We start from the raw sequence: 17,542 nt of genomic DNA, 5'->3' as shown, positions 1-17,542 counted from the left end.
CCTATAAATTAGTCATCCTTTTCTTTAAAATTTTGGTAATCGAATATGTATATCAATGAATATTGACTATTTTTAATTTCAATATCTCTTCGTATTTATTCATCTCATTTTTTCTAAGGATTTTGTTATTTTCTAGCAATAATATTAATCGTTAAAATTGACTTTCTATTCTTTGCATTGAAGTTTAATATATGTACATATTCATACATTCCCATGAATATCGTTCCATTCCTTTATTTATCTTTTCTATAAATCATTAATCATAGCGCTTGAGGACAATTATTATGTTTCAATGGCTTTTTAACTGGATTTTAGATGGACTCAAACACTCACCAGAAATACTTTTGTTTTTATCATTAAGTTTAGGGTATTTAATCGGTGGTATTCGGATTGGTAAATTTCAACTAGGTGGCGTAGCAGGATCGTTATTAGTTGCTGTTGCTTTAAGTGTTTTTGGCGTTACCGTTGATGCTGGCGTTAAAGCCGTTCTTTTTGCTCTGTTTATTTATGCGGTTGGATTTGAAAGTGGTCCACAATTTTTCCGTTCATTAGGTGTTAAAACACTTCGTGAAATTTTTTTAGCACTTTTTATTGCGGTTGCAGGTCTAATTACTGTAGTTGTGCTTGCCAAAGTATTTCATTTAGATAAAGGGCTTGCAGCAGGTTTAGCGGCAGGTGGTTTAACACAATCGGCCATTATGGGTACAGCGTCTGATGCATTAACTCAATTAGGTGTTAGTCCTGAAGAACTTAGCCGATTACAAGGTAATGTTACCATTGGTTATGCGGTAACTTATATTTTTGGTTCACTCGGTGCGATCATCATCTGTGTTAATATTTTACCAAAAATAATGGGGCGAGATATTGGCGATGATGCTATTAAAGCTCAAGCTGAACAGCTTCATGGTTCGCTATTATTAGGTGCTAATCAAAATTTTGCTTTATCCGATATCAGTGGTCGGTTATATCGTGTCACTAATAAGATTAATCAAAGCGTGTCTGATATTGAAAAAACAGTTAATGGTATTAGTATTGAACGTATCAAACGTAGCAATAAAATTTTAGAAGCATCACCTGATACCTTAATAAAAGCGAAGGATATCATTTTGGTGGTCGGTCACCGTGATGCCATGATACAGGCCAATGATCTTCTTGGTTCGGAAGTGGATTCTGCTTCAGGTATGGATGTTGTAATGAATACACAAGATGTTGAAATGCGTAATTCTCGTTATGTCGGTCAAAGTTTATCACAAGTGTTATCATCTGACGAAGTAATGCAATTAAAACATGGCATCTATCTTGTCGCTATCCATCGTGATGGACAAACACTGCCTCTTAATAACGATTTCCATTTCAAACTAGGTGATGTAATCACCATTTATGGTACCGATAGTGATCTTCGTCGTGTGATTGATAAAATCGGTGCACCAATCACAAAAAGCGAAAAAACAGACTGGATATTTCATGGTTTAGGTTTGGTGGTTGGTCTGATAATTGGTTTAATTGTTATCCGTGTTAGTGATATTCCAATTACCTTAGGTGCTGGTGGTGGGGCATTGCTTTCAGGTTTATTATTCGGTTGGTTCCGTTCACTTCATCAAACTATTGGTAATATTCCAACCGGTGCGGTGCAATTGTTAAAAGATTTTGGTTTAGCTGGCTTTGTTGCGGTAGTAGGGTTAAGTTCAGGCCTGCAAGCTATCAATACTATTCGCGAACAAGGATTGTCATTATTCTTAATTGGTGTTGTGGTCACAGTATTACCAATGTTACTCGCAATTTACTTTGGTAAATATATTCTTGGTTACAAAAATGCTGCTGTATTTGCTGGTGCTCTAGCTGGAGCTCGTAGCGCTAATCCTGCTTTTGGTGAAGTTCTTAACAAAGCGGGTAACTCTACACCAACAAACTCTTTTGCTATCACTTATGCTTTGGCTAATGTCTTCCTGACTTTATTAGGACCATTGGTTGTGGCCTTTGTTTAATTACAATCTTACTTTAAGGATACAGAATATGAAGAACCAAACACAATATGCTAAGTACGCTAATTTAAGTCCTTTTGAGTTAAAAGATAACTTAATTAAACTGGCCCAAAGCCATGCTGATCGAGCCATGTTAAATGCAGGTCGAGGTAACCCTAACTTTTTAGCCATTTGGCCAAGACAAGCATTTTTCCAATTAGGGATCTTTGCAACGCAAGAATCTGAAATGTCTTATTCTTATCTAAATGAGGGGGTTGGCGGATTTCCAATTAAAGCAGGATTAACAGGGCGCTTTGAACATTTTATTCGCCAAAATTATAATAAAGAAGGCGTTTCGTTTTTAGGTAAAGCGTTTTCTTATATTCGTGATCAACTTGGGCTTGATGAAAATGCTTTTTTACAAGAGATGGTTGAAGGCATTTTAGGTTGTAACTATCCTGTTCCTGATAGGATGCTCCGTTTTAGCGAAGAAGTGGTAAAATCTTATGTTCTACAGCAGATGGGCGCCCAATACCTTGATCGAGATGATCTTGACTTGTTTGCTGTTGAGGGCGGTACCGCCGCTATGGCATATATCTTTAATTCTATGAAAGAAAATAATTTAATCCAAAAAGGGGATAAAATTGCCATTGGTGCTCCGATCTTTACACCTTATCTTGAAATCCCAGAACTAAACGATTATCAATTGGTTGAGGTGTTGATCAACTCTGATCCTGATGCTAATTGGCAGTATCCAGAGTCAGAATTGCGTAAACTTGAAGATCCCTCTATAAAAGCATTCTTTTTGGTCAACCCTTCCAATCCACCATCCGTAAAAATAGATGATAAAGGATTAAAAATCATTGCTGATATTGTTAAAAAACGTCCAGATCTTATTATATTAACCGATGACGTTTATGGTACCTTTGCTGATGATTTCCAATCTTTATTTGCGATTTGTCCTAAAAATACCATTTTAGTCTATTCATTTTCTAAATATTTTGGGGCTACAGGATGGCGTTTGGGTGTTATTGCAACAACAAAAGATAATGTTTTAGATAGAAAAATTAAAGCATTGCCTAGCAAAACCAAGCAAGTCTTAAATAAACGTTATAGCTCAATTGTAACTGAACCCGAAAATCTTAAATTTATTGATCGTTTAGTTGCAGATAGCCGAGCTGTTGCGTTAAATCACACAGCTGGACTTTCAACACCACAACAAGTGCAGATGGTTTTATTTGCATTATGCGAAATGATTGATACCGATCAAAGTTACAAAGCTGCATTAAAATCATTGATCCGTCGTCGTGCTGCGTCTCTTTATCAACATTTAGGCCTTAAACACACTGTGGATAAAAATAGTGTTGATTATTATACTTTAATTGATCTTGAACATATTTGTCGTGAATTATATGACGATAAATTTGCTAAATGGATCTTAAAAAATAAAAATCCGTCTGAAATGTTATTTAGAATAGCTGATGAAGCTGGAGTCGTTTTATTACCAGGTAAAGGTTTTGCTGTGCAACATCCTTCTGCTCGTGCTTCTTTAGCGAATTTAAATGAATATCAATATGCAGCGATTGGTTTGTCAATGCGTAAACTTGCACAAGAGTATTATGATGAGTACAAAAGTAAAGCAAAGAAAAAATAGTTAATCATTTAATCTGATTACTTATAAAACCCTAGTTTATCTAGGGTTTTTTTATTCCAATTGATTAGTTAATATAAATCTTATTTATTTAAATTGACTAAAAACAAATTAATTTAATATTGTTTTTTAATTCTAATTAGTTATTTGACAGCTTATTTTTTAGTCTATAAGATTGTAAATGAAAATCATTATCAACTATAGCGTGTTCGGATGAAAAAAATAACTGCAAAATTTAGTCTATTTAGTTTGTGCCTTATGAGCTGTTATAGTTCTATTGTTCTTGCTGAAAGTAATATCAAAGATATCAAGGAAGATAGTGAAAAAGATAAATTGGACACAATCACTGTTATTGGTGAAGGGGTGCAACGTAGTGAATTACAAACGAGTTCAAGTTTAAGTGTTATAACCAATAAGGATATCGAAAGACGTCCCGATCTTTACTCTCTAACAACTGTACTTAAACAAACTTCCAATATATTAGAAACCGGATTAGGCAATCAATTACCCACAATTCGAGGTGTTGAGGGCTCATCAGCTCATGGTGCAATATCTTTTTTAGCGGGTGCTCGCCCTAGAGTTAATGTACAAGTTGATGGTGATAATTCTAATTATAATGAATTAGCGTTCGCAACTAAATCGCTATGGGATATCGAGCAAGTCGAAGTTTATCGTGGGCCACAAAGTTATGCTCAAGGACGTAATTCTATTGCTGGTGCTATTGTTATGCAAAGTAATGATCCCATCAATATATTTGAAGCGGCAGCAAAAACGGATTATGGTAATCAAAATAAACGTCAATTTGCTGCCATGTTGTCTGGTCCATTAGTTGATGAGCAATTACTCTTTCGTTTTACGGTTGATGATCAAGGTCGTAAATCTTATGAACATTTAGCAAATTATCATCCAGCAGGTGATTCAAGGAAATTTAAAGCCACCACAACTAAGGCTAAATTACTTTGGTTACCTTCAGCTATGCCAGATTTTTATAGCCGTTTAACCTTTAAACATGTAGATTCACGAAATCCTCAGGGTGAGTTTAAACCAACAACAGATTATGATACCTATCGCTCTGTATTCAAAATTCGGACTTCAAGCACAATTTGGGATGCAGGTTATCAATTCAATGATACATGGGAATTTGAAAATAAAGTTGTTTATTCAAATTATATTCATGACCGTTTTTCTCTGCCCTCTGGAGCACCATCAAGAGTTGAGGGGCATAAATGGCAAGTTCAGCCAATTTTAAGATACAACAATGGTACATACAAAGGTTTATTGGGTCTATTTTATTTTCAGTCACCACAAGATGACAGTATTTTATTAGGAGTCCGCAATCGTTATCATGATGTTACTAAAACTAAAGCGGTTTTAGGGGAGTTTACCTTTAGACCAATTGAAGTTATCGAAGTTAATCTATCCGCTCGTTATGAGCAAGAAAAACATACCCGCAAAGGTGGTAGCTTATTTCTTTTAAATTATGATAATAAAACAAATGTTTTCTTACCGAAATTTGATATTGCTTATCTAATCAGTGATGACCAGCGTATTGGCGCTAAAATTGCTCGTGGTTATAATCCAGGAGGGGCTGGAATTACATTTACATATCCTTTTTCCACATACAGTTATGGTACTGAATATCTTTGGAACTATGAACTTTATCACCGCTGGCTTTCAGACGATAAACGTTTAAAAATTAATACTAATATTTTCTATAACGACTATAAAGATATGCAAATTGAGTATTCTCATCCACTCGGTATCACTATTGCTAATGCCGATAAAGCTATAACTTATGGTGCAGAATTTAATATTGAGTGGCAAGCAACACAAAATTTAAATTTAACCACCAGTTTGGGCTTACTTAAAACCAAAATAAAAAAATACAGTGATAGTAAAAGTTATAACGGTAATAAGTTAACACGTGCTCCTGGTTATACATTTAACTTAGGCGGTTATTATAACCTACCATATGGATTGGAAACCGGATTAAATGCATCGTTTGTAGATAGTTACTTTACTGATGCATCAAATAATAAGACATCTAAAATTGATAGTTATTATCAAGCAAATGCTTATTTAGCTTATAACTTCAAACAAGGTCGAATTATGCTTTATGCTGATAATGTTTTCAATTCTCATGACAAAATAAGTCTTATGTCCTCATCTTCTCGTTATAGTACTTATCAGCAACCACGACAAGTAGGTATTTCTGCGCAAATAAACTATTGATAAATTAGTTAAATATTATATTTAAGAAAGATTTAAGTTTGTTTTAGTTTAACAAAACAGATTGTTTTAAATTTACCAAATCATGGGTGGTAATGGGTTATTAAAATATTTTTTTACTATTAAATAATTATATTAATAAATATGTTAGGAACACAAAGTTAGTACTTCAAAAGGAAAAATGAATAAATGAATGACAAAGCAACAATTAAATTGCCCAAAAATGTTTGGTTATTATTTGTAAGCCTTTATATTACAGAATATGTGGGTACTGGTTTTTTGACCATCGCCTTAGCATTAATCTTAAGGAAAGATGGCATGGAGTTAAACCAATTAAGTCTGATTCCTTTAATGATGTTACCAATAGGGTTGAAAATTTTATGGGCACCTATTGTTGATAAATATTTAAAAAGACGATTATCTCATTATCGTAATTGGTTAATCATCTCTTTAATCTTTATGTTAATTTGTCTGATGAATATCGCTTTCCTAGATCCTATTAAACAATTTTACATCATTCTACCCATTGTCTTTATTTTTTCGATAATGACAGCTACTCAAGAATTAGCCATATCCGGATTGGCCTGTAATATTTTTTTAGCCGAGCAGCGTTATCTTATTTCAAGTATCAAGACGAGTGGTTCAATGATCGGTAATATTTTAGGTGGCGGTGTGATATTGCTACTTTATGCTTATATTGGTTGGATGTGGTGCTTATTATTGATTACTGTTTTAGTGGGTTTTACATTAATTCAACTTTTCTTTTTTGAAGAGTACCGTTACAGCCAAAATCAGCCTATTGCCGAAAGTAATGATCCTCAATATTGGAAAAATCTGATTACCATTTGGAAAGGTAAAATAAATTGGTTAATTATCTTAATACTTATGCCGTTTAGTTTCCTCCCCGCTTATAATCTATTATCGCCAATACTTGTTGATGATGGTTGGTCGTTGCCAGATATTGCTATTTTATTAAAAGTATTTGGCTCAATTGTGAGCTTAGTGGCAGTTGTGTTAATTTCAAAAATCCTAAAACGTTTAACAAGAAAACAGAGTCTAGTCTATTCGTTGCTTTGTCATGCTTTTTGTTTACTATCATTTATACCGATTTCGTTAGGATATGTGAATGTATTTAGTGTCTATTTAGCCTGTTTTCTTTATTTCTTTAGTTTACCTTTAATGTCGATAGCGATTACTGCCATTATCATGGACAATTCGGATAGCTCACAGGCTCGTTCCACTGCTTGGAATGCCCAATTGGCACCAAGTTACTTTTGTGGATTTGCGGTAATATCATTAAGTTATTATCTTGCACAAAATTTTGGTTATTTTCCTGTTGTCATTGGTTCAATAGCACTTGCATTTTTCAATGGGGTTTATGCAAGTAAAGTGATAAAAAATTAAAATAATAATGAATTGTTTAATCATCATTTTTCAAAAAAGCCCCGACTAGCGGGGCAGATGATGTACCATTCCCTGTCTTTGTAACAACTTATATCCCTAAAACAGTTGCGTTTTATTTGCTCATTGGAAGTTAAACTGGCTGTTTTAATTGTTACCGAATCAAAACAGCCAATTAGACCGTTTAACGTCATGCCTAAGACGTTCATCAAAACCGCAGTATGTTCATAAGCCCCTGCTAGCTACTTGAATCTTATTAACCCACTAAATAACTCGTAGTATTGTTTAATGACTCTGTTAACTCGATTGGTTTTGATATAATAATGATAATATAAGTTATCATTATTGTCAATAATATAAGTTATTGATTGAAAATTTAAGTCATGAAAAAAGTTATCATTTGTAACCGAGTTAAGCGAAAATGTAGTATAAAAAAAGCCCATCTAAGGGCTTAATAAGTATCATCAGACATTAATGCCATGCGTTTTAGAGATAGAACCATAACAAGCTTAATGAATATAAATTAACATATAGATCTGTATGATGAATAGACCAATTAAATGAGTATTGATGATTGCCACCACACACGTCCTAAGATATTAATTTCATCTAGTGAGATAACTTCATCTTCATAATCAGGATTGTAACTTCTGATTTTGATTAGGTTATTGGGCAATCTTTCAAGTATTTTAATTCTTAGTAAACCAGCGTGATTAATAGCGTAAATTTTACCATCACGAATATTGGTATCAGCTTGGTCAATAGCAACCGTTGCTCCATCTTGGAAAACTGGCTCCATACTATCTCCATAAACAGTTAAACAGACCGTGCAGTTTTTATCAATACCATATCTACGCATGGTTGAACGCGACATGCGTAATTGATAACCATTGTAATCTTCAATATCATCAGCAAAACCATCTCCAGCAGATAATCTGACATCTTTATAAAATGGTACTTCAATTTCGTCATCATTAAGTGGTGTTTTACTATCCCATTCATCCATCGTTCCCACTATTTTTGCATTAGACAAGTTTTTACCTATATCAGGTTTTCCAATTCCTTTCGTTAACCAAAGGAGATCAACGTTCAAAGCAGAAGCAATCTCAATAATTTTACGGGATGTGCTGGATTTACCAGAAATGAGTTTTTGAATGGCTGGTTGACTAATTTTTACCATTTCAGCAAGTTGATGCTGAGACATGCCTGATGCTTCTAAAGCCCAATTAATTCTATCAGTAAAGGTATTCATATCGTTATCTCATGGTTTTAGTGTTGTAAGTATATAATTTAAGTTATCGCGCATCAAATAACAATAGTTATTGATTTGCTCGATAATATTGGTTATAATTTGAAAACATAAGTTATCAAAAATAAGTTGCCGATTAGAAGATAACTTATAATTTCTTTTTCAACAATAACCAAAAAATAGCCGTGAAATTTAGTGAGCAATTTAAACGAATGTCTAAATGGTTTTTTGGGATATAAAGCAAATTAAATTCTTATAAGAAAAATAACTATAAAACCTATAGATAATAAAATAAAAGCATTAATTATAAGAGGTAACAATGAAAGAGACTAAAGAGATTTTAACAGCATGGAAAAATACTCGTGTACTTAAACGTATCGGAACTGAGTATCCTTCACAATCAGCTGTTGTTACTGGTGCTGCTAGAAGTTTTGATTATCGCCAATATCTGACAGAGGAAGAAGCAGAAATAGTGGATAAAGCTATTTTAAATTTAAAAGAATACAATCTTGTTCAATGGACTGTTTTAATGACTTACTATTTAAAAAATGTCTCATGTAATGCACAAGCTAAAGTTATAGGTAAACGCCCTCATGATATTATTAATATACTCAATCAAGCAGAAAGTTTTATTGGTGGTTACATTTACCCATTTTTCAAATAAGTTAGATCAAATGCAGAGCACCGCGCAAATTAGTAATATACAATAACTCTATAATACAATTTTATATTTAAATAAAGCCTAGCTAAAAATCGCTAGGCTTTGTTGTTTCTAGACAAATTTTAATTATCGCTAATATCTGACAAAAAAGAATGAAATAATCAATAATATTATTTTTAAACTAAAGTTTATTAACTTTGAATGGTGGGGTATTTTAATTATTTATTATTTGAAAAATATTTTATTTGATGAATAAATAAAAACCATAAACAAATTTTTTCATAACAACATTTGAATCTTTTATTAGTCTTGTTAGTTTAATTGACGATTATATTTGGCTTTCTAAAGATAAATCATATTAACCTATTGACATTGCGCAAATTAGCATATATAATTACCCCATAATGCAATTTAATATGCATGCAAACAAAGCCCAACTAAAACTAGTTGGGCTTTTTTATTTCTAAAAAAATTATTTTTATTAAATTAGTTCTAGAAACCATAAAGTTAGTATTGATTAATATGTCTAAAACAATACTCAAAAGTTATCGATTCTTTTATTATAATTAACCCATTTCAATTTTATTGTGATTTTTCATAACAATCGTTTATAAATATTAATACTCATTGACGAATATAAACTTTTAAAATTTTAAATCTTATAAGTTGCAAAAATTAAAACCAAGAATGGTAATACAAGATTTATGTTTATTAATAAACTTTTCTATTTTTGAAAAATAACATGGCTGATTAATATTAAACTAATTTACTAATAAAATATAACTGAATTTCCAAATAATATAACTAATAAATTTATTAATGTTCATGATAACTCTAGAATAGTAATGAAAGATAAAACTTTCAATAAAGAATAAATGCTAAATACTACTAGTCAAACAAATCATTCATCGCATCATCAACCTTAATTAACAGCCTATTAATATAGAAATATAGTTTTCATATTAGTGGAATCTTAATTTATATTCTTTTTAACTATTAAAATTTAAATACATAAAAGGGTCAAATAGTATGCCAATAAAAGATCCAGACAACATAAATTGGACCGTTATCGTCTATTTATTTTTCATCACTTTTTTAGGCTCATTAGCCAGTTATTGTTACCATTTACTCAATGGTAATAAATTCTTTCTATGGACACTTATCGCTCAAATTTTTATATCTATTTTTGCTGGTGCTTTGGTTATCTTTATTGCAAGTTATTTTAATTGGGCATTTGAAGTAGCGGGAGGTATTGCTGGTTTAGCTGGTTGGTCAGGTGCTAATTTAATTAAAGTTCTTGAAGAAAAATTAATAAAACAAATTAATAATAAACAATAAATTATTAATTAAAATGTTTTACTAATACAAATTTATCCGCTAATAAATTTATATAAAAGTTGTCTTTAGAGTTATTAAAAAATGGTGTTTTTTAACATTACTTAAAAAGTCAATTTTAATCATTACTTATCTTTATATGAACCAATCTAAGTCTTTTTTAGTTTCCATTCATTATCAAAATAAACTTCTTATTTAACGAATCACTCAAAAATTATCAAACATAAGGAAAATAAATGAATATTAGTCAAGAAGGTATCGATCTGATAAAAAGCTTTGAAAGTCTAAAATTAGAAGCATATAAATGTCAAGCAGGTACATGGACTATTGGTTATGGTCATACTAAAAATGTTAAAGATAAAGACATAATCAGTAATTCTCAGGCTGATTGTTTTTTAGTACAAGATCTCTATTTTATTGAGCAGTCAATTAATCAATTGGTTAAAGTTGAACTGAATCAAAATCAATATGATGCATTATGCTCTTTTGTCTTTAATGTAGGTGTTTTAGCATTTAATCAATCGACATTGTTGGCAAAATTGAATATGGGTAATTATATTGGCGCTTCAAATGAGTTAGAACGTTGGAATAAAATTACGGTTGATGGCATCAAACAATCTTCTACTGGCCTGACAAATCGCAGAAAAGCAGAAAAGAACCTATTTAATAAATAATAATTAATAGGATAGAAAAAATGAATAAATTTATTGGCATTTTTATCTTTCTTTGGTTAGCGTTATTTTATAAGTATATCGAAGAAGTTCGTATCTCAAAAGAAAGACATGCTCAAGTACAAGAATTAACGAGTAAGCTTTTTCAACTTGAGCAAAAAAATATAATTGATAATCAAATTATTGCCAATAATGAACTAACAAAAAGAAATCTTGAAAACCAATCATTACAAATGCAGGAAAAACTCGATGATTTACTTAAAAATAACAATTGCGCTAATGAGTATGTTCCTGATGATATTGCTAACAGGTTGTACGAAAGAGCGAAAGGTATACGTCAATCAACCGATATCCGAAAATCTGTTAACTGATTGTCTACCATTATTACCGCCTAAACCATTAACATTTGCTGGTAGTATTAAATATAACGAGCATTTATTAAATGTTATTGAAAAATGCAATCAAGATAAACAATCCATTAGAGCTTTAAACAAGTCTATTTATTAAAATAGTTATACTATCTTGACCATTTTTAATAATTAATATTTTTCTGTGATGATATCACTATGTCAAATATGAATAAATGTTAAAACTTATTTCAGCATTCTTCACAAAGTAAATTAATCTAATCTAATTAATCAGTACAATTTTTTATCCCATAGAAACTGTAATTGAAGCCGAATAATCTCATTTTGGCTAATAATCTATTTAAATCTTTTTTTCTCAACAAAAGAGAGCCTAGTAACGAATTGTGCAATAACAATCTCGTTATCTACCCTATCGATAGAGCTGACTGAAATTTACCAATCAGTCAGCAATTTCGATTATTACCTTGAGTAATAACAGTAGTAAAACATTGCGCAATAAACTTTAGTTCAAAGTTAAACGCAAATATCTTTTTAATTTAAATTTTTTTAAAAATGGAGAATTTTTATGTCAAATTCACAAGATTTAACTCAAAATAGTAAATTATCTGAAATGGGATTTATTCCAAATGCTAATCCTGAATCTGTATTAATTTATAATAACTACAGAAAAAAAACCTCAAGAGATGAAAATTGGAATTTATTATTTTTTATTAATGCGTTAGTCTCAGCAGGGTTGCATAGAAAATGCACAGGATTATTTTATCTAGCATCACCTAACGGTTCATTTAATCATATAAAGCATAGTATAATCGGTGATAATGTTCTAGATGAGCGTGGATTACCAATAATTAATAGTAATGGAATCCAATGGCAAAATAATACCCATCTTTGGGATCATCAGAAAACTGATGTTTCAAAAAAGGATTTATGTTTGGTGTTTGTTATGTCAAAAGCTTCAACTACCGGGTTTGATTGGGGGGGGAAGATGAAGTTAATCATGTCCATTCATTTTCTTCAGCAGGTAATGTAGATGCAGAAAACTTTAAGAATGTTATATTCAAATGGGATACTAATAAGCATAACCCTGCTATAACAAAACAAGATGATCCACAAGAAGGTAAAGGCGTTTATGTAATTCATATTAATAAAACTTCTTTGCAATACCGTCATAATGATGTAGTTCTTGATAAAGAAGTTTCACATTCATATGCTAATTTCTGCCCATCTCTATTGGACTATCATGCTGAGAAAGATGATTTTCACTACCGTAGTGATGGTGTTATGAAACTTTATGCTACATTTAGTAATGGTGGTCTTGGTCAAAATGGTTTGACCAAAGATGAAATAGCTCAAATTCAACAAATCTTCAAATACTACAACGATTTTCTTTAATTTGCTAATTCATTTTAAAATTAATTGCCCACAGTACTGTGGGCTTTTTTCTTACAGGTGAATTGTTAAAATAATTTAATCTCTTTATTGATTTACCTATCTAAAATTCTCCCATCATCCCTCATTTTAATTCCTTTCAAATATACTGAACTCTAGTTCTTATAAAAATAATTATATTGTTTATAAACAAACTATAGTTTTATTGCGGTAAATTCATTTCTCTATAATTTAACTCTATAATAAATATTAATTAAAAAGTGATTCATTTTTCCATTCAAATTTATTTTTTATAAATCATCGATTACATAAAGAATAATTCCTATCCACATTTTTTTATAATATCAGCGTACAATTATTTATTAATCTCTTTAAATACTAACTTTACTTATTTTTTCTTGATAAATAATTTTCGCCATATTGGTTAGCGGCAATTAAAGCTGCATAAACATCTTGAGGTTGAACATTACCTGGCATATTTTTCATGGTGTCATTTTCTGAACAAAACTCAGTTGCCACTAGATGCATTTTCTTTTCAATATCAGTTGTAACCATATGTTTGGTTTTTCCTGCCTTATAATAACGCCGATAAAATAATTTATTATTAATAAAATACCTCTCAAAAATCTATTAATAATTTAGTAATAAAGCATAGGTGTAAAACCACGTCCAGCGCCATTACGATGTTCTGCTAGTGCTGCTGTATGTGCATCGTTATCAAGCATGATTCTAATATTTCCACCTAATTTTTTATATAAATAACTACGGGCAGGAAAATCTTTTGTCTTCAGTAAGTTTGTCGTTTTCATAATACGACTTTCTTTATAAAAAATATAAAAAGATATACCTATGCCAACACCACAAAAATTAGAATTCTGAACATCATTATCCTTAAGAATTATATTGACATTATCGGCATTCTCATCAAAAAAGCTTGTGCATCTAAATTAGGATTAGCAGGAATTTTTTAAAATTAAATTGTTATTGCTATCAAAAAGCCCGCATACGATTTTAGCACCACCAACATTAATACCTAAAAAATATTCTTGTTCTTCCTCATATTTTTTTAATTAAGGTTTAAATAAATTTAAGACCGAAAGATTAATAATTCACAAAAAAATGATTCAGTTTAAAACGTGATCAAGATCTTACTTTTGATTTAAATACCTAAAAATGAGATCTAAATCACAGACACTTTCGTTCGAAAGTTATTACTATGTAGAAAAAATATTGAGGCAATGTATGATTTTTAATTTACAACGATATTCGACTCATGATGGACCAGGAATTCGAACAGTAGTTTTCTTAAAAGGGTGTTCTTTAGGGTGTTTTTGGTGTCAGAACCCAGAAAGTCAATCCTCTAAGCAAGAAATTCTGTTCGATGAAAGGCTTTGCATGAGTGATTGTGAGCTTTGTTCTGCATCTTGCCCAAATTTAATTAATAAATCAAATGGACACATTTGGATTAATCGGAAAGAATTTGAACAAGCCGATTATAAAAAAATGAAAAATATTTGTCCAAGTTTAGCATTAACAGTGTGTGGTGAATCATTATCAGTACAAGAGGTGATGCAAACTATTAATAAGGATAGTCCTTTTTATCAACGTTCTGGTGGAGGGGTAACATTATCTGGCGGTGAGCCATTTATGCAACCCAAATTAAGTCAAGAAATTCTAGCTGCTTGCAAGCAACAAAGCTATCACACCGCAGTTGAGACGTGTCTGCATGTTCCTTGGAAGAACATAGAAGCTTCATTACCGTATTTAGATCTTTTCTTGGCTGATTTAAAACATACTGACGAATCTATTTTTTATGCTTGGACCAAAGGCTCAGCCAAAAGGATTTTAAAAAACTTCCAACATCTGGCTAATGCTAACAAAAAAATCACTGTCCGAGTGCCATTAATTCAAGGATTTAATGCTGATGAAAAATCGATAAAAAGTATTGTCGATTTTGTCGCTAGCGAAATACCGACTGATGAGATCCATTTTTTACCATATCACACTTTAGGTATAAACAAATACAAAATGCTCGATCTGCCTTATCACGCACCTAAAGAACCTCTAAATGACGCAAATATCATTGATTTTGCAACCAACTATGCCGAACAAAAACAGTTAACCGCTGTTTTACGAGGATAACCAAGGAGAAACTTATGTCTACTCTAGACCTTACTACTGCCACACCAAGGATTAAAGCACATAAAAATGCATTGATTCATATTATTAAACCACCGATTTGCGTAGAACGTGCAGAACATTATACCGAATCTTACCAAGAACATTTGGCAAAACCAGTTGTATTACGTCGCGCTTATGCATTAGCAAATCATTTAAGTAAAAAAACAATTTGGATAAAACACGATGAATTAATCGTTGGTAATCAAGCAAGTTCACCAAGAGCTGCGCCAATATTTCCAGAATATACCGTTGGTTGGGTTGAAAAAGAGATAGATGTATTAGGTGATCGCCCTGGTGCAGGATTTGAAGTTACCGAACAAGATAAAGAAGTTTTACACCGCGTTTGCCCATGGTGGCACGGTCAAACGGTACTTGACCGCTGTTATGCACTATTCAGTGATGAACACAAATCATTGCTTGATACAGTTATGATCAAAGCCGAAGGGAATATGAATTCTGGTGATGCTCATCTTGCCGTTAATTTCCCATTTATTTTGGAAAAAGGCATTGATGGTATTATTGACAAAATTAAAGAACGTCGTAGTCGCATCAATACCACAGATTTTGATGATTTCCATAAAGATCATTTCCTAAAAGCGTCTGAAATTTCAATGCAGGCCATGAGTGAATACATTGAACGTTATGCTCAATTAGCCCGTGAAATGGCAACTAAAGAAGAACGTTCATGGCGTAAAGATGAGTTATTACAGATTGCTAAAAACTGTGATGTTATCTCTCATAGACCACCAGAAACATTCTGGCAAGCTGTACAATTATGTTATTTTGTTATGTTATTGTTACAAATTGAATCAAATGGTCACTCAGTATCGTTCGGTCGCATGGACCAATATCTTTCTTCATGGTATGAAAAAGATGTTGAGCAAGAAAAAACATTATCTCGCGAAGCGGCAATTGAGTTATTGCACAGCTGTTGGTTAAAACTATTAGAAGTCAATAAAATCCGTTCAGGTTCACACTCTAAAAGCTCAGCCGGTAGTCCGATGTATCAAAACGTGACAATTGGTGGTCAAAAGCTGGTTGACGATGTCGCTGTTGATGCAGTTAACTCATTATCTTATGCTATTTTAGAGTCTTGCGGACGATTAAAATCAACTCAACCTAATTTAAGTGTGCGCTATCATGCTGGAATGAGTGATGACTTTTTAGATGCTTGCGTACAAGTTATTCGTTGTGGTTTTGGTATGCCAGCGTTTAATAATGACGAAATCGTTATTCCTGAGTTTATTAAACTTGGTGTAGAACGTGAGGACGCTTACCAATATTCTGCTATCGGCTGTATTGAAACTGCAGTACCGGGTAAATGGGGATATCGCTGCACGGGGATGAGCTTTATTAACTTTGCTCGTGTTGCACTAGCAACTTTAGAGGGTGGTAAAGATGCAACCAGTGGTGTGGTTTACCTACCGCAAGAACAAGCACTTAGTAAAAATAACTTCAAAAGTTTTGACGAAGTCAAAGCCCAATGGGATAAACAAATTCGCTACTACACTCGAAAATCAATCGAAATTGAGTATGTGATTGACACTATCTTAGAAGAAAATGCGCATGACATTATCTGTTCAGTATTAGTTGATGATTGTATTGAACGGGGTAAAACTCTTAAACAAGGTGGCGCGAAATATGATTGGGTATCAGGTTTACAAGTCGGACTGGCAAATACTACTAACAGCTTTGAAGCAGTTAAAAAATTAATTTTTGATGAACACATCATCAAACAATCCGATTTAGCTAAAGCATTGGCTGAAAACTTTGAAGGTTCTGCGGGCGAACAATTACGTCAACGCCTACTCAATAATGCGCCGAAATACGGTAATGATAACGATGAAGTGGATTATCTTTTAGCTGAACTATATAACTATTATATTGATGAGTTAAAAAATTATCGTAACCCTCGCTATGGTCGTGGTCCAATTGGTGGTACTTATTACGCTGGTACTTCATCTATCTCTGCCAATGTGCCATTTGGAGCACAAACTGCGGCAACACCAGATGGACGTAAAGCATGGACACCATTAGCTGAAGGTGCCAGCCCATCATCAGGTACTGATACCTTAGGGCCAACAGCAGTATTTAACTCATTAGGCAAATTACCAACGGATAAGATTCTTGGTGGCGTGCTTTTAAATCAAAAACTCAATCCATCAACCTTAGACAATCCGCGTGATAAGTTAAAACTCATGATGATGCTACGAACATTTTTTGAGGTTCATAAAGGATGGCATGTTCAATATAATGTTGTTTCACGTGATACGTTACTTGCTGCTAAAGCACATCCGGATCAATATCGTGACTTAGTTGTTCGTGTTGCTGGTTATTCTGCGTTCTTTACAGCACTATCACCTGATACTCAGGATGACATTATTGCAAGAACAGAGCATGTTATCTAATTAATGATAATTATAAACCTCAGCAATAAAGCAAAGAC

The 17,542-nt window shown here is 32.3% G+C and carries 15 protein-coding genes; 12 read left to right on the top strand and 3 right to left on the bottom strand.

The window, feature by feature from the left end; translation table 11 throughout:
• The first annotated feature begins 284 nt into the window (after positions 1-284).
• From aspT to H3S73_RS02970, 4 genes are all read left to right on the top strand, one after another.
• Positions 285-1,985, top strand: coding sequence for an aspartate-alanine antiporter (gene aspT, locus H3S73_RS02985; protein WP_198226576.1), 1,701 nt, complete (start codon positions 285-287; stop codon positions 1,983-1,985).
• Positions 1,986-2,013: 28 nt separating this feature from the next.
• A complete protein-coding gene (locus H3S73_RS02980; protein ID WP_086301680.1) occupies positions 2,014-3,615 on the top strand; it encodes a bifunctional aspartate transaminase/aspartate 4-decarboxylase in 1,602 nt (533 codons plus the stop codon).
• 210 nt (positions 3,616-3,825) lie between these two features.
• The gene (locus H3S73_RS02975) at positions 3,826-5,844 is read left to right on the top strand and encodes a TonB-dependent receptor (RefSeq protein WP_198235544.1); all 2,019 of its coding nucleotides are present in this window, start codon (positions 3,826-3,828) and stop codon (positions 5,842-5,844) included.
• A gap of 186 nt (positions 5,845-6,030) precedes the next feature.
• Complete coding sequence (locus H3S73_RS02970) at positions 6,031-7,245, top strand: MFS transporter (protein WP_198235543.1); 1,215 nt, start codon at positions 6,031-6,033, stop codon at positions 7,243-7,245.
• Between the two features lie 553 nt (positions 7,246-7,798).
• Here the strand turns inward: H3S73_RS02970 and H3S73_RS02965 are convergent.
• The gene (locus tag H3S73_RS02965) at positions 7,799-8,494 is read right to left on the bottom strand and encodes a helix-turn-helix transcriptional regulator (protein ID WP_198235542.1); all 696 of its coding nucleotides are present in this window, start codon (positions 8,492-8,494) and stop codon (positions 7,799-7,801) included.
• A gap of 316 nt (positions 8,495-8,810) precedes the next feature.
• On the opposite strand from H3S73_RS02965, the gene H3S73_RS02960 reads away from it, so the two are divergent.
• From H3S73_RS02960 to H3S73_RS02935, 6 genes are all read left to right on the top strand, one after another.
• Positions 8,811-9,155 carry an antiterminator Q family protein gene (locus H3S73_RS02960; RefSeq protein ID WP_086327768.1) on the top strand — a complete coding sequence of 115 codons (345 nt, stop codon included), beginning with the start codon at positions 8,811-8,813 and terminating at the stop codon, positions 9,153-9,155.
• 1,026 nt (positions 9,156-10,181) lie between these two features.
• The gene (locus H3S73_RS02955; protein ID WP_198226584.1) at positions 10,182-10,490 is read left to right on the top strand and encodes a phage holin family protein; all 309 of its coding nucleotides are present in this window, start codon (positions 10,182-10,184) and stop codon (positions 10,488-10,490) included.
• Positions 10,491-10,723: 233 nt separating this feature from the next.
• Complete coding sequence (locus H3S73_RS02950; RefSeq protein ID WP_198226586.1) at positions 10,724-11,161, top strand: lysozyme; 438 nt, start codon at positions 10,724-10,726, stop codon at positions 11,159-11,161.
• Positions 11,162-11,181: 20 nt separating this feature from the next.
• Positions 11,182-11,529 (top strand): DUF2570 domain-containing protein, encoded by a 348-nt coding sequence (locus H3S73_RS02945; protein WP_144093075.1) that lies wholly within the window; start codon positions 11,182-11,184, stop codon positions 11,527-11,529.
• Positions 11,530-12,091: 562 nt separating this feature from the next.
• Complete coding sequence (locus tag H3S73_RS02940; RefSeq protein ID WP_198235541.1) at positions 12,092-12,556, top strand: hypothetical protein; 465 nt, start codon at positions 12,092-12,094, stop codon at positions 12,554-12,556.
• Positions 12,499-12,918, top strand: coding sequence for a hypothetical protein (locus H3S73_RS02935; RefSeq protein ID WP_198235540.1), 420 nt, complete (start codon positions 12,499-12,501; stop codon positions 12,916-12,918). The genes H3S73_RS02940 and H3S73_RS02935 overlap by 58 nt, the downstream gene beginning before the upstream one ends.
• A 381-nt stretch (positions 12,919-13,299) precedes the next feature.
• Here H3S73_RS02935 and H3S73_RS02930 read toward each other — a convergent pair whose 3' ends face one another.
• Both H3S73_RS02930 and H3S73_RS02925 read right to left on the bottom strand, forming a co-directional pair.
• Positions 13,300-13,470, bottom strand: coding sequence for a hypothetical protein (locus tag H3S73_RS02930; RefSeq protein WP_198235539.1), 171 nt, complete (start codon positions 13,468-13,470; stop codon positions 13,300-13,302).
• A gap of 83 nt (positions 13,471-13,553) precedes the next feature.
• A complete protein-coding gene (locus H3S73_RS02925; RefSeq protein ID WP_370528773.1) occupies positions 13,554-13,814 on the bottom strand; it encodes an ROK family protein in 261 nt (86 codons plus the stop codon).
• Positions 13,815-14,157: 343 nt separating this feature from the next.
• Between H3S73_RS02925 and H3S73_RS02920 the strand changes: the two genes are divergently transcribed.
• Complete coding sequence (locus H3S73_RS02920) at positions 14,158-15,057, top strand: glycyl-radical enzyme activating protein (RefSeq protein ID WP_198235538.1); 900 nt, start codon at positions 14,158-14,160, stop codon at positions 15,055-15,057.
• Positions 15,058-15,071: 14 nt separating this feature from the next.
• Complete coding sequence (locus H3S73_RS02915) at positions 15,072-17,504, top strand: formate C-acetyltransferase/glycerol dehydratase family glycyl radical enzyme (RefSeq protein ID WP_198235537.1); 2,433 nt, start codon at positions 15,072-15,074, stop codon at positions 17,502-17,504.
• Positions 17,505-17,542 lie beyond the last annotated feature (38 nt).

Source organism: Gilliamella sp. B14384G12, assembly GCF_016101825.1.
Taxonomy (GTDB): Bacteria; Pseudomonadota; Gammaproteobacteria; order Enterobacterales; family Orbaceae; genus Gilliamella; species Gilliamella apicola_N.
This window is presented reverse-complemented; position numbering and strand designations above follow the sequence as displayed.

Coding starts and splice junctions, on each gene's coding strand:
- aspT (WP_198226576.1), top strand. CDS start 285: ATGTTTCAATGGCTTTTTAACTGGATTTTAGATGGACTCAAACACTCA.
- H3S73_RS02980 (WP_086301680.1), top strand. CDS start 2,014: ATGAAGAACCAAACACAATATGCTAAGTACGCTAATTTAAGTCCTTTT.
- H3S73_RS02975 (WP_198235544.1), top strand. CDS start 3,826: ATGAAAAAAATAACTGCAAAATTTAGTCTATTTAGTTTGTGCCTTATG.
- H3S73_RS02970 (WP_198235543.1), top strand. CDS start 6,031: ATGAATGACAAAGCAACAATTAAATTGCCCAAAAATGTTTGGTTATTA.
- H3S73_RS02965 (WP_198235542.1), bottom strand. CDS start 8,494: ATGAATACCTTTACTGATAGAATTAATTGGGCTTTAGAAGCATCAGGC.
- H3S73_RS02960 (WP_086327768.1), top strand. CDS start 8,811: ATGAAAGAGACTAAAGAGATTTTAACAGCATGGAAAAATACTCGTGTA.
- H3S73_RS02955 (WP_198226584.1), top strand. CDS start 10,182: ATGCCAATAAAAGATCCAGACAACATAAATTGGACCGTTATCGTCTAT.
- H3S73_RS02950 (WP_198226586.1), top strand. CDS start 10,724: ATGAATATTAGTCAAGAAGGTATCGATCTGATAAAAAGCTTTGAAAGT.
- H3S73_RS02945 (WP_144093075.1), top strand. CDS start 11,182: ATGAATAAATTTATTGGCATTTTTATCTTTCTTTGGTTAGCGTTATTT.
- H3S73_RS02940 (WP_198235541.1), top strand. CDS start 12,092: ATGTCAAATTCACAAGATTTAACTCAAAATAGTAAATTATCTGAAATG.
- H3S73_RS02930 (WP_198235539.1), bottom strand. CDS start 13,470: ATGGTTACAACTGATATTGAAAAGAAAATGCATCTAGTGGCAACTGAG.
- H3S73_RS02920 (WP_198235538.1), top strand. CDS start 14,158: ATGATTTTTAATTTACAACGATATTCGACTCATGATGGACCAGGAATT.
- H3S73_RS02915 (WP_198235537.1), top strand. CDS start 15,072: ATGTCTACTCTAGACCTTACTACTGCCACACCAAGGATTAAAGCACAT.